Annotated in this window: 23 protein-coding genes; 14 read left to right on the top strand and 9 right to left on the bottom strand. The window is 66.9% G+C overall.

Annotated features, from left to right (window positions below; all coding sequences use genetic code 11):
• Nucleotides 1-1,619 (top strand): phosphate acyltransferase (locus ACIQ3R_RS03405; RefSeq protein WP_397415118.1); only part of this gene is annotated, 1,619 nt, incomplete at its 5' end.
• 66 nt (nt 1,620-1,685) lie between these two features.
• A complete protein-coding gene (locus ACIQ3R_RS03410) occupies nt 1,686-3,002 on the top strand; it encodes an Hsp70 family protein (RefSeq protein WP_397415120.1) in 1,317 nt (438 codons plus the stop codon).
• A gap of 80 nt (nt 3,003-3,082) precedes the next feature.
• Here the strand turns inward: ACIQ3R_RS03410 and ACIQ3R_RS03415 are convergent, their stop codons facing one another.
• Nucleotides 3,083-4,051, bottom strand: coding sequence for a quinone oxidoreductase family protein (locus ACIQ3R_RS03415; protein WP_397415123.1), 969 nt, complete (start codon nt 4,049-4,051; stop codon nt 3,083-3,085).
• Nucleotides 4,051-4,740: a dienelactone hydrolase family protein gene (locus tag ACIQ3R_RS03420; RefSeq protein WP_397415125.1), complete on the bottom strand. Its 690-nt coding sequence runs from the start codon at nt 4,738-4,740 to the stop codon at nt 4,051-4,053. Before ACIQ3R_RS03420 ends, ACIQ3R_RS03415 begins: the two co-directional genes overlap by 1 nt.
• 92 nt (nt 4,741-4,832) lie before the next feature.
• Between ACIQ3R_RS03420 and ACIQ3R_RS03425 the strand changes: the two genes are divergently transcribed.
• The 6 genes from ACIQ3R_RS03425 (at nt 4,833) to ACIQ3R_RS03450 (ending at nt 10,600) form a co-directional block, all read left to right on the top strand.
• The gene (locus ACIQ3R_RS03425) at nt 4,833-5,063 is read left to right on the top strand and encodes a DUF6489 family protein (protein WP_397415127.1); all 231 of its coding nucleotides are present in this window, start codon (nt 4,833-4,835) and stop codon (nt 5,061-5,063) included.
• Nucleotides 5,060-6,361: a tRNA uridine-5-carboxymethylaminomethyl(34) synthesis GTPase MnmE gene (gene mnmE, locus ACIQ3R_RS03430; RefSeq protein WP_397415129.1), complete on the top strand. Its 1,302-nt coding sequence runs from the start codon at nt 5,060-5,062 to the stop codon at nt 6,359-6,361. Before ACIQ3R_RS03425 ends, mnmE begins: the two co-directional genes overlap by 4 nt.
• A gap of 70 nt (nt 6,362-6,431) precedes the next feature.
• On the top strand, nt 6,432-8,285 hold the full coding sequence (mnmG, locus tag ACIQ3R_RS03435) for a tRNA uridine-5-carboxymethylaminomethyl(34) synthesis enzyme MnmG (protein ID WP_397415131.1): 1,854 nt from the start codon (nt 6,432-6,434) through the stop codon (nt 8,283-8,285).
• Entirely contained in the window at nt 8,282-8,923 is a 642-nt protein-coding gene (rsmG, locus tag ACIQ3R_RS03440) for a 16S rRNA (guanine(527)-N(7))-methyltransferase RsmG (protein ID WP_397415133.1), read from the top strand. The genes mnmG and rsmG overlap by 4 nt, the downstream gene beginning before the upstream one ends.
• The gene (locus tag ACIQ3R_RS03445) at nt 8,910-9,728 is read left to right on the top strand and encodes a ParA family protein (RefSeq protein WP_397415135.1); all 819 of its coding nucleotides are present in this window, start codon (nt 8,910-8,912) and stop codon (nt 9,726-9,728) included. The genes rsmG and ACIQ3R_RS03445 overlap by 14 nt, the downstream gene beginning before the upstream one ends.
• Before the next feature lie 2 nt (nt 9,729-9,730).
• The gene (locus ACIQ3R_RS03450; protein WP_397415137.1) at nt 9,731-10,600 is read left to right on the top strand and encodes a ParB/RepB/Spo0J family partition protein; all 870 of its coding nucleotides are present in this window, start codon (nt 9,731-9,733) and stop codon (nt 10,598-10,600) included.
• Here ACIQ3R_RS03450 and nth read toward each other — a convergent pair.
• The 6 genes from nth to ACIQ3R_RS03480 form a co-directional block, all read right to left on the bottom strand.
• Nucleotides 10,587-11,261, bottom strand: a complete 675-nt coding sequence (gene nth / locus ACIQ3R_RS03455; protein WP_397415139.1) for an endonuclease III — start codon at nt 11,259-11,261, stop codon at nt 10,587-10,589. The two genes, ACIQ3R_RS03450 and nth, sit on opposite strands and share 14 nt — an antisense overlap.
• A 16-nt stretch (nt 11,262-11,277) precedes the next feature.
• Complete coding sequence (rho, locus tag ACIQ3R_RS03460) at nt 11,278-12,684, bottom strand: transcription termination factor Rho (protein ID WP_397415141.1); 1,407 nt, start codon at nt 12,682-12,684, stop codon at nt 11,278-11,280.
• 187 nt (nt 12,685-12,871) lie between these two features.
• The gene (coaE, locus tag ACIQ3R_RS03465; RefSeq protein ID WP_397415143.1) at nt 12,872-13,474 is read right to left on the bottom strand and encodes a dephospho-CoA kinase; all 603 of its coding nucleotides are present in this window, start codon (nt 13,472-13,474) and stop codon (nt 12,872-12,874) included.
• A 1-nt stretch (nt 13,475) separates the two neighbouring features.
• Nucleotides 13,476-14,321, bottom strand: a complete 846-nt coding sequence (aroE, locus tag ACIQ3R_RS03470; protein WP_397415145.1) for a shikimate dehydrogenase — start codon at nt 14,319-14,321, stop codon at nt 13,476-13,478.
• On the bottom strand, nt 14,318-14,908 hold the full coding sequence (locus tag ACIQ3R_RS03475) for a Maf family protein (protein ID WP_397415147.1): 591 nt from the start codon (nt 14,906-14,908) through the stop codon (nt 14,318-14,320). The genes aroE and ACIQ3R_RS03475 overlap by 4 nt, the downstream gene beginning before the upstream one ends.
• The gene (locus ACIQ3R_RS03480; RefSeq protein ID WP_397415149.1) at nt 14,905-15,759 is read right to left on the bottom strand and encodes a pyruvate, water dikinase regulatory protein; all 855 of its coding nucleotides are present in this window, start codon (nt 15,757-15,759) and stop codon (nt 14,905-14,907) included. Before ACIQ3R_RS03480 ends, ACIQ3R_RS03475 begins: the two co-directional genes overlap by 4 nt.
• 514 nt (nt 15,760-16,273) lie before the next feature.
• Between ACIQ3R_RS03480 and hemE the strand changes: the two genes are divergently transcribed.
• From hemE to ACIQ3R_RS03505, 5 genes are all read left to right on the top strand, one after another.
• Complete coding sequence (hemE, locus tag ACIQ3R_RS03485; protein ID WP_397415151.1) at nt 16,274-17,311, top strand: uroporphyrinogen decarboxylase; 1,038 nt, start codon at nt 16,274-16,276, stop codon at nt 17,309-17,311.
• Nucleotides 17,308-18,333 carry a ferrochelatase gene (hemH, locus tag ACIQ3R_RS03490; protein WP_397415153.1) on the top strand — a complete coding sequence of 342 codons (1,026 nt, stop codon included), beginning with the start codon at nt 17,308-17,310 and terminating at the stop codon, nt 18,331-18,333. Before hemE ends, hemH begins: the two co-directional genes overlap by 4 nt.
• Nucleotides 18,330-18,785: a CopD family protein gene (locus ACIQ3R_RS03495; RefSeq protein WP_397415155.1), complete on the top strand. Its 456-nt coding sequence runs from the start codon at nt 18,330-18,332 to the stop codon at nt 18,783-18,785. Before hemH ends, ACIQ3R_RS03495 begins: the two co-directional genes overlap by 4 nt.
• 82 nt (nt 18,786-18,867) lie before the next feature.
• A complete protein-coding gene (locus ACIQ3R_RS03500) occupies nt 18,868-19,680 on the top strand; it encodes a cytochrome b/b6 domain-containing protein (protein ID WP_397415157.1) in 813 nt (270 codons plus the stop codon).
• Nucleotides 19,677-20,450: a molybdopterin-binding protein gene (locus ACIQ3R_RS03505; RefSeq protein WP_397415160.1), complete on the top strand. Its 774-nt coding sequence runs from the start codon at nt 19,677-19,679 to the stop codon at nt 20,448-20,450. The genes ACIQ3R_RS03500 and ACIQ3R_RS03505 overlap by 4 nt, the downstream gene beginning before the upstream one ends.
• Nucleotides 20,451-20,528: 78 nt before the next feature.
• On the opposite strand, the gene ACIQ3R_RS03510 is transcribed toward ACIQ3R_RS03505, so the two are convergent.
• A complete protein-coding gene (locus ACIQ3R_RS03510; RefSeq protein ID WP_397415162.1) occupies nt 20,529-22,880 on the bottom strand; it encodes a TonB-dependent receptor in 2,352 nt (783 codons plus the stop codon).
• Nucleotides 22,881-23,065: 185 nt separating this feature from the next.
• On the opposite strand from ACIQ3R_RS03510, the gene ACIQ3R_RS03515 reads away from it, so the two are divergent.
• Nucleotides 23,066-24,820 carry a DUF3604 domain-containing protein gene (locus tag ACIQ3R_RS03515; protein ID WP_397415165.1) on the top strand — a complete coding sequence of 585 codons (1,755 nt, stop codon included), beginning with the start codon at nt 23,066-23,068 and terminating at the stop codon, nt 24,818-24,820.
• The last annotated feature ends 58 nt before the right edge of the window (nt 24,821-24,878 follow it).

A 24,878-nucleotide genomic window follows, 5' to 3' on the forward strand; every position in this document is an offset into this window, starting at 1 on the left:
ACCGCAAGGGGGTGCTCTGGCGCGGGCGGCCGGAAGACATGAACCAGTGGAAGTCGGCCCACGCCATCGACACTGACAAACGCACGCTGGCCGATGCGCTGAAAGGCGCGGATGTCTTCATCGGCGTCTCGGCCAAGGGTGCGCTGACCCCCGACCTGATCGAGACCATGGCCCCCCGGCCGATCATCTTCGCCATGGCCAATCCCGATCCGGAGATCCTGCCCGAAGAGGTCTACGCCGTCCGGCCCGACGCCATCGTCGCCACAGGCCGCAGCGATTATCCCAACCAGGTCAACAACGTGCTGGCCTTCCCCTACCTGTTCCGCGGCGCGCTCGATGTGCGGGCGCGGCGGATCAACATGGAGATGAAGATCGCCTGCGCGAAGGCGCTGGCGCAGCTGGCCCGCGAGGACGTGCCCGACGAGGTGGCCACCGCCTATCACGGCGTGCAGCTGAAATTCGGGCCGCAGTACATCATCCCGACGCCCTTCGACCCGCGTCTCCTGTCGTACATCCCGCCGTTCATCGCTCAGGCGGCGATGGACACTGGCGTGGCGCGCAAGCCCATCGCCGATATGGACGCCTATCGCGCCGGCCTCGCGCAGCGCATGGATCCCACCGCGGCCTTCCTGCAGAAGCTGCAGGGTGCGGTGATGTCCGGGCCGGAACGCAAGATCGTGTTCGCCGAGGGCGAAGAGACCGCCGTCATCCGCGCGGCCTACGCCTTCCAGGCGCAGGGCCTGGGCAAGGCTGTGCTGGTGGGCCGTGAGGACCTCGTTCACGAGAACATGCGCGCCGCCGGCATTGACCCCGCCGAGGCGGGCCTTGAGGTCACCAACGCGCGCATCTCACCCTGGAATGAGGCCTCGGTCGATCTGCTCTATGGGCGGCTGCAGCGTGAGGGCTTCCTCAAGCGCGACATCCAGCGGCTGATCAACCAGGACCGCAACGCCTTCGGCGCGGCCATGGTGGCGCTCGGCCACGCCGACGGCATGGTCACCGGTGTGACCCGCAACTTCGACCAGGTGCTGGAGGAGGTGCTGAACGTCATCGACCCCGCGCCCGACGGTCGGGTCATCGGCATGAGCGTGGTGATGGCCAAGGGCCGCACGCTGTTCATCGCCGACACCTCCGTCACCGAGATGCCGGTCGCGGAGGAGCTGGTCGAGATCGCGATCGAGGCGGCGCGGGCGGTGAAAACCCTGGGCTATGAACCTCGCCTGGCCTTCATGAGCTATTCCACGTTCGGCAATCCCATGGGCGAGCGCTCCGCCCGGGTTCGGGATGCCGTGGCCATGCTGGACGAGATGGAGGGCATCGACTTCGAGTATGAGGGCGAAATGCCGCCGGAACTGGCGCTGGAGCCCGAGAAGCGCGGGGCCTATCCCTTCATGCGCCTGACGGGCCCGGCCAATGTGCTGATCATGCCCGCGATCCACTCGGCTGCGATCTCCACCCAGCTCATCACCGTTCTCGGCGGCGCAGAGGTGATCGGCCCGATCCTTCTGGGCCTCGACAAGCCAGTCCAGATCTGTCCGCTGGGCGCCTCGGTCTCGAAGATCCTGCAGATGGCCACCGTCTGCGCTTATGACCGACCGCTGGTGGAGCTGGGGGAGTAGGGGATCGCCGGCTTCCTTCGCCGCGTCCCCTCTGATATCTCCGCCGGCCCTTCGGGAGGCGGCGCAGTGGAACCCTACAGCCTGGGCATCGACTTCGGGACCACCAACACGGTCCTGGCGCTGGCCGGGCCGGACGGCGCCGCGCGGCTTGTCAGGTTTCCGGCGACCGAGGGCGAACTCTTCGCCTTTCGATCCTGCCTGTCGTTCTATACGCCCGCGGACCTGCCTTCGGAACGGCAGATCAGCGCCGGCCCATGGGCCATTGAGGCCTATGTCGAGGACCCGGTCGAGACCCGATTCATTCAGAGTTTCAAAAGCTTCGCGGGGCAGGAAAGCTTTACGGAGACCCAGATTCTCGGTCGTCGTTATCGGTTCGAGGACCTGCTCTCGACCTTCCTGCTCAAGGTTCGCGACTATGCCGGCGCGGCGCTGGGGGCCTTGCCTTCGCGCGTGGTGATTGGGCGGCCGGTGCGGTTCGTTGGGGCCCGGCCGAGCGAGACCCTGGCGCTCTCGCGCTATGAGACAGCCTTCCGCCGCCTGGGCGTCGAGGAGATCCGTTTCGCCTACGAGCCGGTGGGCGCGGCGTTCTTCTTCGCCCGCGAGCTCGACCACGACGCCACCGTGCTGGTGGGCGACTTCGGCGGCGGCACCTCGGACTTCTCCATCATCCGCTTCGAGCGCGACGCCGACGGCGAACGGCGCGCTCATGCCTTGGGGCGGTCCGGTGTCGGCGTGGCGGGTGATGCCTTCGACTACCGGATCATCGACAATCTGGTGTCACCGGCGCTGGGCAAGGGCGGGGACTACGTCTCGTTCGGCAAGACCCTGCCGATTCCCAACAAATACTATGCGGCTTTCGCCCGATGGGATCAGCTGGCCCTGCTGCGCGCCAGCCGCGAGATGCGCGAGATCCGCGCGCTGGCGCGAGAAGCCAAGGCGCCGGAGCGGATCGAGCGTCTGATCGAAGTGCTCGATGAGAACTACGGCTATCGGCTCTACCGATCGGTCTCGCGGCTGAAGGAGGCGCTATCCGGCCGGTCTCGAGCAGAGTTCCGCTTCGAAGCCGGATCGATCTCCATCGTTCGCGACGTGGACCGCACCGAGTTCGAGTCCTGGATCGGGCCGGAACTTGCCCAGATCGATGGCGCCGTCGACGCTGCACTGGCCGACGCCGGTCTCGCCGCCCACGAGATCGATCGCGTGTTCCTCACCGGCGGTTCTTCGCTGGTCCCCGCTGTGCGCGATATCTTTCACCGCCGGTTCGAGTCGGGGCGCATCGAGACCGGAGCCGAACTGGAGTCCATCGCCTCCGGCCTGGCCCTGATGGCGCGCGAGCGTGACCTCGACCGCTGGACCTCGACCCCCATCGTCGACCGACACTAGGGGCCGCGGGCGCGCTACCGATTGGCCATCCCCGGGCTGACTCGGCCTGACTGTTTCACGTGAAACACGGCCGCTGCAACCTATGGGATCAAGAGGCTCGCGCCCACCGTGTTTCGGGCCTCCAAGGCCTCGTGAGCCCGGCGCGCGTCCGCCAGAGGGAAGGTCTGGCCGATCTCGATTGCGATCTTTCCGCTGGCGACCATGTCGAATACGAGGCGGGCGCTCTCTTCGAGTTCGGCTTGGGTCACCACATAGTCAAAGAGGGTCGGGCGCGTGATGTAAAGCGATCCCGCCGCCGAGAGTCGCGCCGGGGCGAAGGGCGGCGCCGGACCGGACGCATTGCCGAAGCTGACGAACAGGCCGCGCCGCGCAAGGCTTCCCAGAGTTCCCTCGAAGGTGTCCTTGCCCACGGAATCGTAGGCCACCGGCACGCCGACGCCGCCCGTAATCCGCCGAACCTCGGCCGCCACGTCCTGCTCGCGGTAGAGGATCACGTGATCTGCGCCGAGCGCGCGGGCCTTGGCGGCCTTGGCTTCTGAGCCCACGGTGGCGATCACGGTGGCGCCGATGGCCTTCAGCCACTGGGTCATGATCTGGCCCACGCCGCCCACGGCCGCATGGACCAGAACCGTCTCGCCCGCCTTTACTGGATAGGTTCGCCGCACAAAGGCTTCGGTCGTCATGCCTTTCAGCAGCACCGCCGCGGCCGTTTCGAAGGACACCCCATCCGGGATTGCAACCGCTCGGTCGGCGCGACAGAGGCTGGCCTCGGCATAGGCTCCGCCGGTTCCGTTCGTCGCGACACGGTCGCCGACCTTGAAGCGCGTGACGCCATCGCCCACCGCCTCGACCACCCCGGCCGCCTCGCCGCCGGGTATCGCCGGCAGCTTGATCGGATAGAGTCCCGTCCGATGATAGGTCTCGATGAAGTTGATTCCGATGGCCTTGTGTCGGATGAGGATCTGGCCAGGGCCCGGCTCAGGCGTCGGCACGTCGACCAACTGGAGGACTTCGGGTCCGCCGGTCGTCTCGAATCGGATCGCGCGCATCAGCCCAGAGCCTTTCCAAAGAAGGCAAGCGAGCGAGCGCCGGCCGCCTCGGCATCAGCCGCATGATAGTGCTCGCCCCCGACCCGGGCGAAAGCGTGGTCGCGCCCGGGATAGCTATGAATCGTCACATTCCCGGCGCCCGAGAGCGCGGCCTTGATCGCGGCCTGCGCGGCCGGCGGCACGAACTGGTCGCCCTCGGCGATGTGCATCAGCAGGGGGGCCCGCGGCTTGTCGGTCAGGCGCCCCTCGATGCCGACGCCATAGTAGGAAACCGCGCCATCCGCGTCTGTCAGACCCGCCGAGAGATAGGCGAGGAGTCCGCCCAGGCAGAAGCCGACCGTTCCCACCTTGCCGTTGCAGCCAGCGTCGGCGCGCACAGCGCTGATCGTCGCCTGGATGTCGGCTACGCCCTTATCGACATTGAACTTTCCGTAGAGATCGAAGGCCTTCTTCCACTCGGCTTCTGACTTGTCGGTGATGTCGACACCCGGCTCGATCCGCCAGAAGAGATCCGGACAGATCGCCAGATAGCCCTCGGCCGCGAGGCCGTCGGTGATGTCCCGCATCACCTCATTGACCCCGAAAATCTCCTGAATCACCACCACTGCCGGAGCCTTGGCCGCCGCCGGTCGCGCCACATAGGCCTCGAACGCGCCGTCCGGCGTCTTCACGCTGATCCGCTCACCCATTGTCGTCCATCTCCCGTCTTCGGCTGGGGCCTCTGGTCATCCGGCCCGGCGCACGTCCATATGGAGGCAGACAAGTACGAGGACCAGACGTCATGAAGATGACCATCGAGGTCGACTGCACCCCGGAGGAAGCGCGCCGGGTGATGGGCCTGCCGGATGTGAGCGCGCTCAACGACCACCTGGTGGCGGAGATGAGCAAGCGGATCGACGCCAACATCAATCTCCTCAATCCGGAAGACTTCCTGAAGAACTGGATGGCGCTGGGCGCAGGCGCCCAGGACCAGTTCCGCCGCTTCATGGACGCCGCCACCAGCCGGAAATGACCGACACCGTCTTCGCGACCGCCACCGCCGGAGGTCGCGCGGCGCTGGCGGTGGTTCGAATCTCGGGACCTGGCGCACGGAACGCGGTCGCCGCGCTGGCAGGACAGGTTCCGCCGCCCCGCCGGGCCAGCCTTCGGCGGTTGCGCGCGCCGGACGGCGGAGTAATCGATGAGGGGCTGGTGCTCTGGTTCCCGGGCCCGGCGAGCTACACCGGTGAGGACAGCGCCGAGCTTCATGTGCACGGTGGACCCGCCGTTGTCGGCGCTCTGCTGGACGCCTTGCATCTCCAGGGTCTCCGGCTCGCGGAGCCCGGTGAGTTCACGCGCCGCGCATTCGAGAACGGTCGGCTCGACCTGGCGCAGGCCGAAGCGGTCGCGGACCTGATCGACGCGGAGACCGAGGCCCAGCGCCGTCAGGCGTTGGATCAACTCGACGGTCGTCTGAGTCGCGTGCAGGCGCGCTGGCGGGAGATGCTGCTTGACGCCCTGGCGATGCTCGAAGCCGCCGTCGACTTCGCGGACGAAGAGCTTCCGGCCGATGTGGCTCAGCGCGCGCGTCCGTCCCTCAAGGCGCTGCGCGACGAAGTCGCGGCGGCGCTGGCGGACGCTCGCCGAGGCGAGCAGGTGCGGGAGGGCTACAGGATCGCCCTGGCCGGGGCGCCGAACGCAGGAAAGAGCACGCTTCTCAACGCCTTGGCTGGCCGGGACGCCGCCATTGTCACCGACATCGCCGGAACCACGCGGGATATCATCGAGGTTCCGCTGACCCTGGCTGGACACCGGGTGATCCTGGCCGACACCGCCGGTCTGCGCGAGACGACCGACCGGGTGGAGGTCGAGGGCGTTCGCCGCGCCCGCGCCTGGGCGGAGACCGCCGACCTGCGGATCTGGCTGGTCGAGGCCGGCGATGCGGGTTCCACGCCGCCGGCGGGCTACGAGGAAAACGATCTCGTTCTGCTGACCAAGCGGGATCTCGGCGACCCGGCGCCGGAAGCCCTGGGGCGGCCCTTCACCGTCCGCGACCCCGGCGACCTCGCCTGGCTTCTCGACGTCTTGTCGGACAGGGTGACCCAGGCCCTGAGCGGCGGCGGGCCGCCCGCGGCCACGCGCCTGCGCCACCGGGAACACCTGGCCGAGGCCGCCGATCGCCTGACCTCGGCGCTCGCCCACGACGAACACCTGGAACTCGCGGCCGAGGACGTGCGACTCGCCGCACGCGCGCTTGACCGGATCACGGGACGGCTCGACCCCGAGGCGGTGCTGGGCCGCATCTTCGCCAGCTTCTGCATCGGCAAGTAGCGCCGGTCAGACCGACGACCCGAGTGTTTCACGTGAAACACTCGCGCTTTTCGCCTATAGCCCGCCCGGTATGAGCAACTGGGATGTCATTGTGATCGGCGGCGGACACGCCGGCTGTGAAGCTGCGGCGGCCGCCGCGCGCTTCGGCGCGCACACCCTGCTGCTCACCCATAAGCTTGAAACCATCGGCGAGATGAGCTGCAACCCGGCCATCGGCGGTCTGGGCAAGGGACACCTGGTCCGCGAGATCGATGCCCTTGACGGCCTGATGGGGCGGTTGGCCGACAGGGCGGGCATCCAGTTCCGCATGCTCAATCGCTCTAAAGGCGCCGCAGTTCGCGGGCCCCGCAGCCAGATCGATCGGCGGCTCTATCGCGAGGCCATGCAGGCGGAGCTCGCGGCGACCGCCAACCTGGAGATCCGCGCCGAGGCGGCTGAGGACCTGATCCTGTCGGGGGGCCGCGTGGACGGGGTGATCTGCGCAAGCGGCGCGGCCTATCGTGCTGGCCGCGTTGTGCTGACCACCGGCACCTTCCTCAAGGGCGTGATTCATCAGGGTGAACAGCGCATCCCGGCCGGTCGGGTCGGTGACGCGCCGGCCATCGGCCTGTCAGACCGGCTCTATGGGCTGGGCCTTGCCATGGGTCGCCTCAAGACCGGCACGCCGGCGCGACTGGACGGCCGCACCATCGCCTGGGACCGCCTGGAGATGCAGGCGGCCGACGCCGCGCCGATCCCCTTCTCCTTTCTGACGGACACGATCACGACGCCGCAGGTCGAATGCGGCATCACCTGGACGACCGAAGACACCCACCGGATCATCGCTGAGCGGCTCGGGGAGAGCGCCGTCTATGGCGGTCGCATCGCCGGCCGGGGTCCCCGCTACTGCCCCTCGATTGAGGACAAGGTCGTGCGGTTTCGCGACAAGAGCGCGCACCAGATCTTCCTTGAGCCCGAGGGACTGGAAGACCCGACGGTGTATCCCAACGGCATTTCCACGTCCGTTTCTGCCGAGACCCAGGACCTGTTCCTTCGCACGATCCCGGGTCTGGAGGCGGTGCAGGTGTTCCGGCACGGCTACGCCATTGAGTACGACTATGTGGATCCCCGCGAACTCGACCCCTCCCTGGAGGTAAAACGACTTCCGGGTCTCTACCTCGCCGGCCAGATCAACGGCACAACCGGCTACGAAGAGGCCGCCGCCCAGGGGCTGGTGGCGGGGCTCAACGCGGCGCGGGCCGCCGGCGGGTCCGAGCCCGCACAGTTCGCCCGCGACGAAGCCTATATCGGTGTGCTGATCGATGACCTGGTCACCCGCGGAGTCACCGAGCCCTATCGGATGTTCACCAGTCGGGCGGAGTTCCGGCTGATCCTCCGCGCCGACAATGCCGACCAGCGTCTGACCGCGAGAGGCGTCGATCTCGGCGTGGTCGGAAGCGCGCGCGCGTCTGCGTTTCAGATCAAGGCCCGATCGCTGGCGGCCGCCCGCGTCGAGTCGCGCCGCCTGACGCTCACACCGGCCGAGGCGGCTCGGGCCGGACTCCCCGTCAAGGCCGACGGACAGCGCCGCACCCTCTCGGATCTGCTCGCCTACCCGACCATCGCCTTCGAGGATCTCGTCCGCATCTGGCCCGAAATCGGCGCCTGGTCGCCGGAGGTGCGCGAGCAGATCGAGATCGACGCCGGTTACGCCGGCTATCTCGACCGTCAGGCGGCCGACGTCGAAGCCTTCCGGCGCGACGAGGCGCTGCGCCTTCCGGCGGCGCTCGACTACAGCGCCATCGGGGGCCTTTCCAACGAAGTGCGCGAAAAGCTCGCCGCCATCCGCCCCGCCACCCTCGGCCAGGCCGGCCGCATCGAAGGCGTCACGCCAGGCGCCCTTACGGCTCTCCTCGCTCACGTCCGCCGCCGAGGCGCCGCATGATCCCCTCGGCTGTCGTCCCCAGCGCGCCCGACGACTTCGCCGCGGCGGCGCGGGCCACGCCCGCGCAGCTGGCCGATCTCGAGGTGTTCAGAACGCGTCTGGAAGCCGGAAACGCGGTGATGAATCTGGTCGGCCCCGCGACCCTGCCCGACTTCTGGAACCGCCACGCCTGGGACTCCGCTCAACTCCTCGACCTTGCTCCAGACGCTCGGACCTGGGCCGACCTGGGCGCCGGCGCGGGCTTTCCCGGTCTGGTGCTGGCGATCCTGGGCAAGGGTCGGGACGGTTTTCACGTTCACCTGGTCGAGAGCATGGCCAAGCGCTGCCGCTTCCTCGCCGAAGTCACGGAAGCGCTCGACCTGCCGGCCACCGTCCACAATGCGCGCGCCGAGGACCTGCCCCTGAAGGTGGACGTGGTCACCGCCCGGGCCTGCGCACCGCTGACGCGGCTGTTGGGCTATGCCCAGCCATGCCTTCAGCTTGGCGCGATCGGTTTGTTCCTCAAGGGCCAGGATCTCATGTCGGAGATGGACGAGGCCGCCAGGTCTTGGCGATTTGAGGCGGAGGTCCTGACGTCCCGCAGCGACCCGCGCGGCCAGATTCTGCGGGTGAAGGGACTCAAGCATGCCCGCCACTGACCGCTCCTTGCGCGTCCTCGTCGTCGCCAACCAGAAGGGCGGCGTCGGCAAGACCACGACCGCCATCAACCTCGGCACGGCGCTGGCCGCCGTAGGCGAGCGCGTGCTGCTGATCGACTCCGACCCGCAGGGCAATGCTTCCACCGGCCTGGGTGTCGGACGCGCGCAACGACGACACACGCTCTACGATGTGCTGATGGGCGAAAAGCCCCTGGCGGATGCGGTGGTCCGGACAACGGTGCCCGGGCTCGACCTTACGCCCTCTGACCCCGACCTCTCCGGCGTCGAGCTCGAACTCGGCCGCGAAGCGCGGCGGTCGTTCAAGCTGCGGGATGCGCTCGCGCCGCTTGGGGCGAGCGGCGCCTATTCCTACGTCCTGATCGACTGTCCGCCCTCGCTCAACCTGCTGACCGTGAACGCCATGGCGGCGGCTGATGCGGTGCTGGTGCCTCTGCAATGTGAGTTCTTCGCCCTCGAGGGCCTCACCCAACTCATGCGCACCATCGATCTGGTGCGTGGCAGCCTCAATCCCGGCCTTGAGCTTCAGGGCATCGTCCTGACCATGTTCGACCGCCGCAACAGTCTGTCCGGCCAGGTCGAGGGCGATGTCCGCGCCCACTTCGGCGATACGGTCTATCAGACCGTGATCCCTCGCAACGTCCGGGTCTCCGAGGCCCCATCCTTCGGCAAGCCGGCCCTGGTCTACGACCTCAAGTGCGCCGGCAGCCAAGCCTATCTGAAGCTCGCCCGCGAAGTGGTGCTGCGGGAGCGCCGCCGCCGGGCCAAACAACTGGAAGCGACTTGACCATGGCCGAGACCCGACGCGGACTGGGACGCGGGCTTTCCGCCCTCCTGGGGGAGGCGGAGGAAATCGCGCATGCGGTATCGCCCGACGAAGGCGTGCGCGAGATTCCGATCGAACTGGTTCACGCCAATCCCGCCCAGCCGCGACGCCACTTCGCCGAGGCGGAACTCGCCGAGCTTGAACTGTCCATCCGCGACAAGGGGGTGCTGCAGCCGATCCTCGTGCGGCCCTCGCCGCGCACGCCCGGGGCCTACGAGATCGTGGCGGGCGAGCGCCGCTGGCGGGCCGGACAGCGGGCCGGCCTGGCCTCGATCCCCGCCTTGGTCCGCAACCTCAGCGACGACCGCGCTTTCGAGATCGCCATTGTCGAGAATGTTCAGCGCGAAGACCTCAATCCGCTGGAAGAGGCCGGCGGCTACGCGGCTTTGATTGAACGCTTCGGACACACCCAGGATCAGGTGGCCCAGGCCGTGGGCAAGAGCCGCAGCCACGTGGCCAACAGCCTGCGGCTCAACCAATTGCCGGAAGCGGTCCGGGAGCACCTGATGACCGGCCGGATCTCTGCGGGCCATGCGCGCGCGTTGCTCGGCGCGGCGTCGCCCGAAACCCTCGCCGAAGCGGTGGTCGCCCGGGGTCTGTCTGTGCGTCAGACCGAGGCGCTGGTCAGGGGCGGCGGGATCACGCCTCGCAAGGGCTCCGGACCGCGCAAAGCGGCCAAGGACGCCGACACGGCGGCGCTGGAAAGTGATCTGGAAGACGCCCTGGGCATGAGCGTCGATGTGGCGGATCGCGGCGGCGTGGGTGAAATCCGCATCCGCTACGCCAGCCTGGAACAATTGGACGAGCTCTGCCGCCGCCTTACGCGGCGCTGAGTTTGTCTCCGGAGGCGCACAGATCGGCCACTGGGCACTCGGCGCACTTTGGTCGACGCGCCACGCATACATAGCGTCCATGCAGGATCAGCCAGTGGTGCGCGCGGGTCAGGTATGGCCCAGGTATGGCCGCCATAAGCTCCGCCTCGACCTTGTCGGGCGTCTTGGCCCGCGCCAGACCGAGGCGGTGTGACACCCGGAACACGTGCGTGTCGACCGCGATGGCCGGTTCTATCCCCAGTTCGTTCAGAACCACCGAGGCGGTCTTGCGGCCGACTCCCGGCAAAGCCTGCAGCGCCGCGCGCGCCAGGGGCACCTCGCCGCCGTGTTCGGCGATCAAGATCTCCGCCATGCGGATGACGTTCTTCGCCTTGGTGTTGAAGAGGCCGATCGAGGAGATAAGGCTCTTCAACCCCGCCTCGCCAAGGGCGAGCATGGCCGCCGGCGTATCGGCCTCGGCGAACAGCCTGGCCGTCGCCTTGTTGACCGATACATCGGTGGCCTGGGCCGACAGGGCCACCGCCACCACCAGCGTGTAGGGGCTGGTGTAGTTCAGCTCCGTGCGCGGATCGCTCTCCTGGGCCTCAAAGCGGGCGAACAGGGTCTCGATCCGCGCCTGTTCGGCGGCGGCGCGGGCGCTGCGCGGCGGCGATCGGGCCATCGCGAGACGCGCCCCGTCAGGTGTTCATCGACTGGAAGAAGTCGTCGTTGTTCTTCGACTGGCGCAGCTTGTCGAGCAGGAACTCAATCGCATCCTGGGCGCCCATCGGATTGAGGATGCGCCGCAGGATGTAGGTCTTCTGAAGGTGCGACTTGTCGGTGATCAGCTCTTCCTTCCGGGTGCCGGACTTCAGCACGTCGATGGCCGGATAGATCCGCTTGTCGGCCACCTTGCGGTCGAGCACGATTTCGGAGTTCCCGGTGCCCTTGAACTCCTCGAAGATCACTTCGTCCATCCGGCTGCCGGTATCGATCAGAGCCGTGGCGATGATGGTCAGTGAGCCGCCCTCTTCGATGTTCCGCGCGGCGCCGAAGAAGCGCTTTGGCCGCTGGAGCGCATTGGCGTCAACCCCGCCGGTGAGCACCTTGCCGGACGACGGCACGACGGTGTTGTAGGCGCGGCCGAGCCGGGTAACCGAATCCAGCAGGATCACCACGTCGCGCTTGTGTTCGACCAGGCGCTTGGCTTTTTCGATAACCATTTCAGCTACTTGAACGTGGCGGGTGGCCGGTTCGTCGAAGGTCGAGGAGATCACTTCGCCCTTCACCGTGCGCTGCATGTCGGTGACTTCTTCCGGGCGCTCGTCGATCAGCAGAACGATAAGGTAGCACTCGGGGTGATTGGTCTCGATCGACTTGGCGATGTTCTGCAGCATCACCGTCTTGCCGACCCGCGGCGGCGCGGTGATCAGGCAGCGCTGGCCCTTGCCGAGCGGCGCCACGATATCGATCACCCGGCCGGACCGGTCCTTCAGCGTCGGATCATCGATTTCCATCTTGAACCGCTGGTCGGGATAGAGCGGCGTCAAGTTGTCGAACAGCACCTTGTGGCGGACTGCGTCCGGGCTCTCGAAGTTCGTCAGGTCCACCTTCACCAGGGCGAAGTAGCGCTCGCCTTCGCGCGGCGCGCGGACCTCGCCGTCGACCGTGTCGCCGGTGCGCAGGCCGAACTTCCGAATCTGCGAGGGGCTCACATAGATGTCGTCGGGACCAGGGAGATAGTTGGCCTCGGGGCTGCGCAGGAAGCCGAAACCGTCCTGAACGACTTCGAGCGTCCCCGAACCGGAAATCGCCACGCCTTCCTCGGCCAGCACCTTGAGGATGGCGAACATCATGTCCTGCTTGCGCATCGAGTTCGCGGACTCGATCTCAAGAGTCTCCGCGAAGGCGAGCAGATCGGCGGGCGACTTGTCCTTGAGCTCCTGCAGGCTCATCCGGGTCAGGCCCATGGCGAGGATCGCCTTGGCGGCCTCAGAAGGCTCTTCGGTTTCCACCTCGACGGCGGCGTCCTCTGGCGCAGCGGCGGCCAGATCGATCGTGTCGGTCTCAGGAGCGGGCGTATTGTCTTGGGTGTCGTCTTGCATCTTGCACTCGCGGACCCTCGGCGGACGAATTGCGTCCGCGCGGCGGGTCGATGGAGGGCGCCATTCGGGCGCCGGTCTGTTTCATTCGGGAACCGTCCGGCGAGGAGTCGCAGCGGCCGGTTGAAAGGCGGGGCGCGCCGGATCCCCGACGCGTGAGGTCACGGGAACCACACTATGGCGGCCCGGGTCAAGTTTTCTGGCCGTTCCCACGCAGCTCCGCGAGGATCGCCATCACCTGCCGGCGCGCGTGTTCAAGACCATGGCCGGTCTCAACAACATAGTGGGCGCGGGCTCTTTTCTCAGCGTCCGCCAGTTGCTGGGCGAGGATCGCATCCAGCCGATCCGGCGACATGCCCGGCCGGGCCAACACCCGCTCGCGCTGCATTTCAGGGGGCGCGGACACCACGACGATCGCATCGACATTGGCGTGACCGCCCGTCTCGAACAGCAGAGGCACGTCCAGCACCACCCAATCCGCCCCCGCGGCTTCAGCCGCCTTGAAGAACCCGATGCGGTCCTGGCCGACCAGCGGATGCACAATGGCGTTCAGGCGCTTCAGCTCGTCCGGCTGGCCGAGAACCCTCTGCCGCAGCCGTTCACGATCCACCCGACCCTCAACCACGACGCCGGGGAACGCTTCCCCGACCGGGCCGACAGCCGCGCCCCCCTCGTCGTAGAGATCATGAACCGCCGCGTCGGCGTCATAGACGGGAACGCCCGCGTCTCGGAACATCGCCGCCGTGGTCGATTTGCCCATGCCGATAGATCCGGTGAGGCCGATGGTTCGCATGTCAGGCTCCAAGAGCGGCCAGGGCCAACGCCCGGACATCGACGCCCGAAGGCGCCGGACAACCATAGAAGGCGCTGAAGGCGGGCCGAGCCTGGCCGATCAGCATCTCCAGCCCGTCCACCGTCGGACGGCCCAGAGATCGCGCCATGGCCAGCAACGGCGTCTCCAGCGGTTTGTAGACCATGTCCATCACCACAGCCCCGGCCGGCGTCGCCGCTAATGGCGGCTCGAAGGCTTCGCCGCCCGTCAGTCCCGCCGACGTGGCGTTGATCACCGCACTCACGTCGGCGAACGCCTGCGCGCTATCGACCTGAGCCCAGCCGGTGACACGATCGCCCAGGGCCGCCGCCAACCCTTCGGCCCGCGACAGGGTTCGATTGATCACCCGGACCTCTGGAGCGCCGGCGGCGATCAGCGCCGCAGCGGCGCCCCGCGCCGCGCCGCCGGCGCCCAAGAGCGCGATCGGGCCGCTCGTGACCCGCCAGTTTGGGGTCTGGCGGCTGAACGCCGCCAGCAGGCCGACTCCGTCGGTATTGTCCGCCAACACACGGCCGTCCGGCTCGAAGATGAGCACATTGGCCGCCGCCGCCGACCGCGCCGCAGCGGTCGCCTCATCGGCGAGTTCAAGCGCCTGTTCCTTGAACGGCAGAGTCACATTCAGGCCGCGGATCACGCCGCCGCGGAGACCGGCCACCAGTCGCGCGAACCCATCGGGCGCCGGCGCGAAGGGCGCGTAGACACCGTCGACGCCTGCGGCCGCCAACCAGGCGTTGTGCAGGATCGGCGATAACGAATGCGCCACCGGATGACCGACAACGCCCGCCACGATGGCCAGGCCACTGATCATGCCGCCAGCGCCCCTTCGGCCCTCAGCCGGGCCAGCAGGCCCGTCATGGGCAGCCCCAGTATGGTGAAGTAGTCACCCTCTATCGCCTCGAAGAGCTGCACGCCCAGGCTCTCCAGGCGATAGCAGCCCACAGAGCCCAGGGCGGCTTCGCCCTCGGCGTCGAGATAGGTTTCGAGGAATGCGTCGGAGAATGGCCGCATCACCAGACGCGCGCTGACAGTCTCCCGCCAGATCACCGCGCCGTCCCGGGCCAGAGACACCGCCGAGTGCAGCGCGTGAGCGCGGCCCCTGAGGGTCTGCAGGCGCACCCGCGCGGCCTCTCGGCTCTCCGCCTTGTCGTGCAGCCGCCCCTCCAGGTCGAGGGTCTGGTCGGCGCCGATCACCAACCCGTCACGCACAGCTGAAACCGCCAACGCCTTTGCATCGGCCAGCGCCTGCGCGATCGCCGCCGGTCCCTCTCCCGCCAGGAGCATGCGGGCTTTCAGCTCGTCTTCATCGACGCCGGAAACGGTCGCCTCATGGGCCACGCCGGCGCCGGCCAGCAAGGCGCGTCGGGCCGCGCTCTGGGACGCCAGGGTGATCCTCACGCCGTCGCCTCGACGTGGCCGTAACCTTTTTGCAGCAGGTTCATCACCGAAGCGGCCGTCTCCTCCACCGAGCGCCTCGAGACATCAATAGTCGGCCAGCCATGACGCTCATAAAGCCGGCGCGCGGCGATGATCTCATCCCGGACCGCGTCCTGGTCGGTATAGCTGGTGTCGCGGGTCTCTTTCAGGCTCAGCAGTCGGTTGCGGCGGATCTGAATCAAGCGGTCTGGTGAAATCAACAGGCCGACGATCAGCGCATTCTTCAACTGGAACAGCTTCTCGGGCAGCGGCCTTCCGGCCACGAGCGGCACATTGGCCGCCCGGATCCCACGGTGGGCCAGGTAGATGCAGGTCGGGGTCTTGGACGTTCGCGAAACGCCCAGCAGCACCACGTCAGCCTGATCAAGATCCTGACCCCCCTGACCATCGTCGTGGCCGATGGCGTAGTTGAGGGCGTCCATGCGGTTGAAGTAGTCGTTGTCGAGTCGGAGGTGGGCGCCGACGCGGCTGGTGGTCGCTGCGCCCAGGTAGCGCTGCATGGCGCTGACCAGCGGATCGAGGGCCGGCAGGCACGGCATTTCCAGTCGTCGGCAACCTTCCTCCAGTGTCGCGCGGAGGCCTTCGTCGACGATCGTATGCAGCACGATGCCCGGCGCCTCTTCGATATCGGCCAGCGCACGGTCCAGTTGGCGCTTCGAGCGGACCAGGGCGTAGATATGCTCGATCGGCATCACATTTTCGAAGCGCGCGCAGACAGCACGCGCCATGGCGTTCAGGGTCTCGCCGGTCGAGTCCGACACCAGATGCACATGGAAGTAGGTGGCGAGGCGGGGCGGGGTCGAGTTCGGCACGGGCGCTCCGCAGATTGGGACCCCTGAAAGAGTCCTGGGGACGATTCCTGTGGACACCCCTTTAGCGAAGCTGAACGCTGTTGGGGATAGGCAGCCGTCGCGAAGCGATCACGAGCCTGGCCTGGGAAACACCGGGAGAAACCGCCAGGTTGAGTCCCGACTCCTGCACAGGAATCGGGCCCTGGGGAGCCTGCGGAGGCGAAACAACCCCCAGCCTGGACATAGGCCAGGTCGGTCAACTGCCGTCCACGCCATGTGCTAATGAAACCTTAACGGTTCCGCCGTGATCCGACGCCATCCCCGTCTTCCACAGGTGATCCCTGCCTCGGAACACCGCTGGGGGCTGATCGGGGACAGCTCGTGGACTGTCAAAGGATTGTTAAGGTTTTCCCTCGGCTCGACAGGCCCTCTTGTCACTTCAATCCTTCGGACTTCGTCCTTTAAACTTCAGGAAGAAGGGCGCCGATAACGGCTTGGCTTGAGCCCGATGCCGACCTGGTCTTAAGAGCCCTGCATGACCACGATCCCGGCCCGACAGCCCGCCCTTCTGAGAGTTCTGGCTGGTGAAACCCTTGAGCGACCGCCGATCTGGTTCATGCGCCAGGCCGGCCGCTCACTGCCGGAGTATCTGGCGCTCCGAACACGTGCGAAGGACTTCATCGCCTTCTGCCTGAACCCCGAGATGGCGGCGGAAGCAACCTTGCAGCCGATGCGGCGGTTTCCGATGGATGCGGCGATCGTCTTCGCCGACATCCTGCTGATCCCTCTCGCGCTCGGCCAGGAGGTCTGGTTCGAGGCGGGCGAGGGCCCAAGGCTGGGCGCGCTTCCGCCCATCGAAGCGCTTCGTGATGCGGTCGAAGGCTCGACGGCCAAACTGGCCAATGTCGGGGAGACCCTTTCAAGGGTTCGCAGCGATCTGGAACCCGAGCGCACGCTGATCGGGTTCGCCGGCGCGCCCTGGACTGTAGCCACCTACATGCTGGAAGGTCGAGGCTCCCAACGCGAGGCCGCGCGAGCCTACGCCTATGCGCAACCGGAAGCCTTGGATGCGCTGCTGGACGTCCTCGTCGACGCCACGGCGCGCTACCTGATTATGCAGGCGCATGCTGGGGCCCAGGTCCTCAAGCTGTTCGAGAGCTGGGCGGAGAACCTGGCCGAGGATGTGTTCGAGCGGATCGTGATCGGCCCTCACGCCCGCATCATCGCTCAGGTGCGGGCCGCCGGCGTCACCGCGCCGTTCATCGGTTTTCCGAGAGGCGCCGGGGCCTTGGTGGAAAACTACGCAGCGAAGGTTCCAGTGGCGGCGGTGGCGCTCGACACCCAGGCCAGCGCCATGATGGGCCGCCGGATCCAGGGCGACGGCAAGGCGATCCAGGGTGCGCTCGACAATCTGCTGCTGCGCGAGGGGGGCCGGGCGCTCGACGCCCGGGTCGAGACCCTGCTCGAGCAGTGGTCGGGCGGGCCCTACATCTTCAACCTCGGCCACGGCGTCATGCCCGACACGCCGATTGAGCACATCGCGCGCGTCGTCAGCCGGGTGACCGGGCGATGAAGCGGGCCGTCGTCCTCTTCAATCTCGGTGGACCCGACGGACCCGACGCCGTCCGCCCGTTCCTGTTCAACCTGTTCCGGGATAAGGCGATCATCCCCCTGCCGGCGCTGGCGCGGTACCCGCTCGCAGCGCTGATTTCGACGACCCGCGCCAAGGGGTCCCGGGCCAACTACGCGATCATGGGCGGCGGCTCGCCGCTGCTGCCGGAAACCAAGGCCCAGGCTGGCGCGCTGGAAGAGCGACTCGCCGGCCGTGATCCCGGGGTCGAGACCCGGGTGTTCATCTGCATGCGCTACTGGAAGCCGCGCGCCGCGACCGCCGCCGCCGAGGTCGCGGCGTTCCTGCCGGACGAAGTGGTTCTGCTGCCGCTCTATCCACAGTTCTCGACCACCACGACGGCCAGCTCCATCGCCGACTTCCTTCGGGCCTATCGCGGCCCGGGCGAGATCCGCCAGGTTTGCTGCTATCCTGACGTCGAAGGCGTGGCCGCCGCCCATGCTGACGCCATTCTCGAGGCCTGGTCCAAGGCTGGGCGGCCGGGCAACGTGCGTCTGCTCTTCTCCGCCCACGGCCTGCCGCAGCGGGTGGTTGATGGCGGCGATCCCTATCAGGTCCAGATCGAGGCGACGGCGCGGGCGATTGCGGCGCGCGTCCCGGAACTTCCCGACTGGCGGGTCTGCTACCAGAGCCGGGTCGGCCGCCTGAAGTGGCTCGAACCGTCAACGGAAGACGAGATCCGACGGGCTGGCTCTGAAGGGCTCGGCGTATTGATCGCACCCATCGCCTTCGTCTCTGAACATGTGGAGACCTTGGTCGAGCTCGATCACGAGTACCGCGAGGTGGCTGACGCAGCCGGCGTCAGTCCCTATCTGCGCAGCCGCACGCCCGGTGTGCGAGAGCCGTTCATCCAGCTTCTGGCCGAGGCCGTGTTGGCGGCGACAAAGGGACCGGCCGCACACGGTGGATGGGTCTGCCCAGCCCATTGCGGCAAGTGCCCCACCCGGGCCAAGGTGGCCGCATGAGCCTCTACGATCTCCTCCGCGGGCTGCACATCATCGCGGTCATCGCCTGGATGGCGGGCATGATGTACCTGCCGCGCCTTTATGCCTACCACACGGAAACTGCGCCCCCGGGGACCGAGTTCGACGCCCATTTCCAGGTCTGGGAAGCCAAGCTGCTGCGGATCATCATCAACCCGTCGATGGTGGTGACCTGGGCGCTCGGCTTGGCGCTTATCTGGTGGCATATTGAGGCAGCCGGCCAGGGCTGGGCGTTTCTGGCTCAGCCTTGGATAGCGGCCAAGCTCGTCCTGGTGATCGTGCTTTCGGGCTGGCACGGCATGCTGGCCGGCGCTCGGCGAAAGCTCGCGGCCGGAGAACGTCCCCGTTCTGCCCGGTTCTGGCGCGCCACCAACGAGATTCCCTTCCTGATCGCCGTCGCGGCGGTTCTTCTGGTCACGCTGCAACCCGGCTGATCGACTGCGCACCCTGCCGGAAACGCATCGTGTGGTGCGTCTGGAGAGTGATAGTCTCCTCATGTCCGTGAGGGAGCCTACCGTGCGTGAACTGGTGAAACGCCATGGCCGGGTGACGCGTCTGACCCACTGGGCCAACGTGCTGGCGATGCTGGTGCTGCTGACAAGCGGCCTGCAGATCTTCAACGCCCATCCCGCCCTCTACTGGGGCCATGCCTCGACCTTCGCGAGTCCATGGCTGTCGATGTCGAAACAGGAGATCGGCGGCGAACCACGCGGCGTCACGACCATCGGCGCGGTCCGCCTGGACACCACGGGCGTGCTGGGCTGGTCGGGTGCGCCGGGGGCTCGGGAACAGCGGGGCTTTCCGGCCTGGATCACCCTGCCCAGCTATCGCGACCTCGCGACCGGGCGCCAATGGCACCTGTTCTTCGCCTGGGTGTTCGTGGCCAACGGCCTGATCTATCTCGCCTGGAGCCTGATCTCAGGCCATCTGCGGCGGGACCTCTGGCCGACGCGCGACCAGTTGCGGCCGTCCCATATCTTGCATGAGTTCGTCACCCATGCGCGGTTCCGATTCCCCAAGGGCGACGCCGCGCGGCGCTACAACATCCTTCAGAAGCTGGCCTACCTGGTTGTGATCCTGGTCCTGCTGCCGCTGATGCTGGCCACGGGCCTCTCCATGTCGCCGGGCTTCAACGCCGCTGCGCCCTGGCTTGTTGATCTTCTGGGCGGCCGCCAGTCGGCGCGCTCGCTGCACTTCATCTCCGCGCTGCTGATCGTCGGTTTCGTCGCCGTGCACCTGATCATGGTGCTCGCCACCGGCCCCTGGAACCAGATCCGCGGCATGATCACCGGCCGCTTCGCCATCGACACCGGAAAGGACGCGGCATGAGCATCGATCGTCGTCGTTGGCTCGCGCTCGCCGCCACCGGTCTGGGGTCCGCCTTCCTCAGCGCCTGCGACAGCCTGGTTCAGAACCGCACGATCTCGGGTGCGCTCCGCAACACCGAACGGTGGACCAAGACCGCGCAACGGCTGGTCATGGATCGAAACGCCCTGGCCCGCGAGTTCACGCCCGCGCAAATCTCGCCCGACTTCCGCGCGAATGGCACGCGGCGTCCGCGCGAGCCCGAATACGAAGCTCTGCTGGCCCAGGCGTTTCAGGATTATCGCCTGACCCTCGACGGGCTCGTGGAGCGGCCGCTGTCGCTCAGCCTCGCCGACCTGCGCGCCGCTCCGGCGCGGACCCAGATCACCCGGCACGATTGTGTCGAAGGCTGGTCGTCCATCGGAAAGTGGAAGGGCGCCCGCCTGTCGCCGCTGCTCGATCGCGCCGGCGTCAAACCCGAGGCGCGCTACATCGTCTTTCATTGCTTCGATGTTCTGGACCCGACCGCGGTCGACGGCGCGGGCCGCTACTATGAGAGCATCGATCTGGTCGACGCCCATCACCCGCAGACCATCCTCGCCTACGATATGAACGACAAGATCCTGCCGGTCGGCCACGGCGCTCCGCTGCGGCTGCGGGTCGAACGACAGCTCGGATATAAGCACGCCAAGTACATCCAGCGGATCGAGGTCGTAGCCTCGCTGGAGGATATCGGTCGCGGCCGCGGCGGCTTCTGGCCTGACCGCGGTTACGAGTGGTACGCCGGGATCTGAGGCCCGGCGCCCTTAGAGCCTGACAGCCTCAAGTGGAGACCGGATCAGACGTTTCCATCTGATCCGGACAGGCTCCGGCTATTCCCCGCCGAACCGATAGGTGATCGTACCCAGGATCGTCCTCGGCCGACCGATCGCGCCGAAGGTCGAGTTTAGCGCCTGAATGTTGGTCTTCTGGTTGTAGTAGGTGTCGTTGGTCAGGTTGCGCACCTGCAGCGCCGCTTCCCACCGCCCGTTCGTGGGGATGAAACGCACCGACGCATTGAGATGGCTGCGGGACTTGAGCTTGGTCTCCGCATTGGCCTCGATGGTCGACCACTGGGTGTCGGCGTAGCTCCAATCCAGGCGCGTCGAAACGCGGCCGCTCTGGCCCAGGTCGGAAGACAGGGTCACGCCCAGATTGCCCGTCCACTTGGGCGCATAGGGCAGAGGATTGGCTGTCGTGATGCCGTAGGAGCCCGTTGCGACCCGACCCCCGAGGATCTCCTGGATCTCGGCGTCGAGATAGCCGACCGACCCGTCCAGCTTCAGCCACTCGGTGATGCGGCCGTCGAATTCGACCTCGACGCCCTTCATGTCGGCCTGGGCCAGGTTGAGGATGGTCGACTGTTGCGAGGTCTGCAGCGAGGGCGGCACCGTCGCGTCAACCTGCAGGTCCTTGTACTTGGTGGAGAAGGCCGCGATGTTCAGGCGGAGCCGGCCGTCGAACAGGACATTCTTCGAGCCGATCTCAAACGCCTCGACGAACTCCGGATCATAGGACGGCAGGATGGCCGGAAGCACGCCGAGGAACCGCGCCGCGAAGCCGCCATCGCGGAATCCCTCGGAATAGCTCGCAAAAAGATAGGATCGCTCGGCCGCCTGCCAGCCCAGGGTGACCATCGGGGTGAGCTTGTCGACCTTCTTCACGCCCCGGTACGGGCCGTCCGTGGCGCCCGTCGGCAGGATGTTCTTGATCCTGAAGCTCTTGCTGCTGTCGGTGTATCGCAGGCCGCCGGTGAGGGTCACGGCGTCGGTGACATGGAAGGTCAGCTGTCCGTAGGCGGCCTTCGAGGTGTTATCGATGTTGCGCGAGATATCCTGTGCCAAGGCGCCGGGATTGGTGATCGCGTTGAAGGCGGTGATGATCTGGTTGTCGATCTGCTCCAGGCCCTCTTCCTCGAAATAGTAGAGGCCCAGCACATAGTCGAACCGCTTGTTTTCGGTCGACCCGACGAGCTGCAGCTCCTGGGAGAACTGGTTCTGTGAGTATTCCGGGTGATTGTTGGCGAACAACAGGAACGGCGTGAAATCGAGGTCGTTGAAGGTCACCGCGTCAAAGTCGCGATAGGCGCTGATCGACTTGATCTGACCGATCGGCGTGTCGGCGGTCAGGGTGGCGCTGACGCCGTTGGTGTCGAGCTGATTCTTTGGATCGACCTTTTGGCCCAGGCGGTTGGTGAACACAGCATTGGACGCATAGCGCGAACCGGGCAGCCAGACCGGGCCGAAGCAGCGCGCGTTGGTGGCGTGGCCCGCCGTCGTGCGGCAGGCGGCGTCGCCGGACAGCGCGAGATTGTTGTTGAAAAACGTGTTGAACGGGCCGGTGCCGACCGTGCCGACGGGCTGCAGGGTGTTCAACACCGTCGGAACCACGGGTCCCGGCGTGTTGCGGGTGCGGGCCAGATCGCCCGCCAGCTCCAATGTCACGTTCGAGGAGATGTCGAAGGCGACCTTGACGCGCGCGCCTTTCACATTGTCTTCGCCCAGATCCACATCGGTGTACTGCAGCGCCTTTACGAACCCGTCCTGGTGACGATGGAAGGCGCTGACGCTGGCGCGAACCCGGTCAGAAAGCGGCAGGTTCACCGAACCTGAGATCTCGTTGTAGCCGTCTTCGCCGAGACCGCCCCGCACCGACCCGCCAAAGGTCGCGCTGGGCGACTTGGTCACCACGCTGATGGCGCCGCCGATGGTGTTGCGCCCGAACAGGGTGTTCTGCGGTCCGCGCAGCACTTCGACCCGTTCGATTTCGACCAGGTCCATCAAGGCCCCGATCGAACGACCCACATAGACGCCGTCGAAATAGATGCCGACGGCAGGATCGATGTTGATTGTGAAATCCCGCTGGCCGATGCCGCGGATGAACACCGCCGTCGCACCCGAGAGGCCCGAGGTCGGCTGGCTGGCCGAGAAATGGACGTTGGGCGCCAGGGTCTCGATGGAGGTCAGGTCGACGGCGCCCCGTTCCTGCAGCGCTTCCCCGCCGATGGCCGTGATGGCGATCGGCGTGTCCTGCAGGTTTTCCGCCCGCTTGCGGGCCGTGACCACCACTTCCTCGACCGCGAGGCTGTCGGTCTGCGCGATCGCCGGCGCGGCGGCTCCGACACCGGAGAGCGCCATCACGAGCGCCAGGCCAAGATGATAGGGCGAGCGAGAATTGGTGAACATATGTTCCTCCCCAGGACGTCCCTGTCGCGGCCGCCTCTTGTTGGGCGGTGTCGACTGACGGATTGAATACTGTCCGCTTGTCCGATGCATATTGTCAACCAGATTGACTAAAAGTCGGGGCGACCTAGTCTGACCCTGTGGCTGCGCCACATTCGGGGGGGCAAGCGATGCGGGGCCGGCAGGCGATGCGCGTTGGAATCTGGCTCGCGGCGGGGTTGGCGCTCGCCGGTTGCGCGGTTGATCGACCCGCTGAAACGGGTGTCGCCAGCAAACCCCGAGCTGCTGTGGAATGCCCCGGGGCGGATCCGGCCATCAAGCGCGTCTACTGGGGCGATTTCCACGTCCACACCGCCTATTCGCTCGACGCCTATGGGTATGGCACGCTGCAGACGCCGGCCGACGCCTACCGGTTCGGCAAGGGCGAGCGTGTGATGCTGGATGTCGGGCCCGTCCAGCTCGAACGGCCCCTCGACTTCATGGCGGTGACCGACCATGCCGAGTGGCTCGACCTGATGTTCATCTGCAGCGGGCCGCGCTCGGAGCTCTATCCCGCCTGCAAGGACCTCAAGGCCAAGAGCACGCGGACCACCGGGGGCGAGGTCTTTCGGGATTACGTCAATCCGACCATCACGCTCGACAAGCCGGCGCAGACCCAGCTCTGCGCCGAAAACCCACAGCAGTGCCTCGACGCGCGCGACAGCCAGTGGGCCCGCCTCCAGGCCCAGGCGAACGAGGCCGACGAACCCTGCCGCTTCACGGCGTTCATCGGGTTCGAGTGGTCGGCCACGCCCAACGCCTCGCACACCCATCGCAATGTGATCTTCGCCAGCGAGAACGTGACCCCGATCGCCATCGACTACATTCGCTATCCCAAGACGAGCCAGCTCTGGGACGCGCTGGCGCGGATGTGCCGGCCGGAGGACGGCTGCGACGCCATCGCTATCCCGCACAACATGAACATGGGCGACGGCATCAGCTTCGATATCGAAACCGAGGAGGAGAGCGAGCTGGCGTTGCGGATGCGCTATGAGCGGCTGGTCGAGATCACCCAGGAGAAGGGCGCCAGCGAGTGTCTTCCGCCCTATGGTGACCGCCAGACGAGCCGCGATTGCGAGTTCGAGGCCTACATTACCTCCAAGAGTCGGCCCAAGCCCCTCGATGACTACAAGTTCGAGGAATGGGAGCGCATGCGCGCGACCTACGCCCGCGGGCTCCTGCGGCGCGGTTTGCTGGCCCAGGCCAAGACCGGCAAAAACCCGCTGGAGGTCGGCTTCATCGGCTCCACCGACGCTCACACCGGCCTGGCCGGCTATGTTGATGAGGCGACCTGGCAGGGCAGCGTCTTCGGGATAGGGAGCTTCGATCGCAACATGTCGCGGCTCGGGTTCAATCCCGGCGGGGTGGTCGGCGTCTGGGCCGAACAGAACACGCGCGCGAGCCTGTTCGCCGCCCTGAAACGGCGGGAGGTCTACGCCACGAGCGGCCCCCGAATCCAGCTCCGGGTCCACGCTTCGGCGGGCGGGCAGGGGCTGTCTTGCGAGAGGCCCGACGCTCCTGGGTCGCGCGCCACGCCTATGGGCGGACGCCTGCCGGCCAATCGCGACGCGCCAACCTTCCGCATCGAGGCGCGCGCGGATCGCACGCCGTTGGCGCGTATCGAGATCGTTAAAGGCGCCACCTCAAGAGACGGCTTCAAGGAAACCGTTGAGACGGTCTGGCGCGCTGGCGACGGCGCCCGAAGCGCCTGCGTGCTTTGGCGCGATACGGGTTTCGATCCCGGCGAGGGGGCTTACTGGTACGTTCGCGCCATAGAGGCGCCATCGTTGCGGTGGTCGGCGGTGCTATGTCGCAGGGAAGGCCGCTGCGCGGAGTTTCCCGGCGCCGATCGGACGGTGGAAGAGCGGGCCTGGGCCTCGCCGATCTGGTACGCGCCGGCCTGATGCCAGGGGTTCGCCAAAAGTAACGACTTGACGAGTTTTGTCAGTTTACTTGACTAAT

It is taken from the genome of Phenylobacterium sp. (assembly GCF_044371015.1).
Taxonomy (GTDB): domain Bacteria; phylum Pseudomonadota; class Alphaproteobacteria; order Caulobacterales; family Caulobacteraceae; genus Phenylobacterium.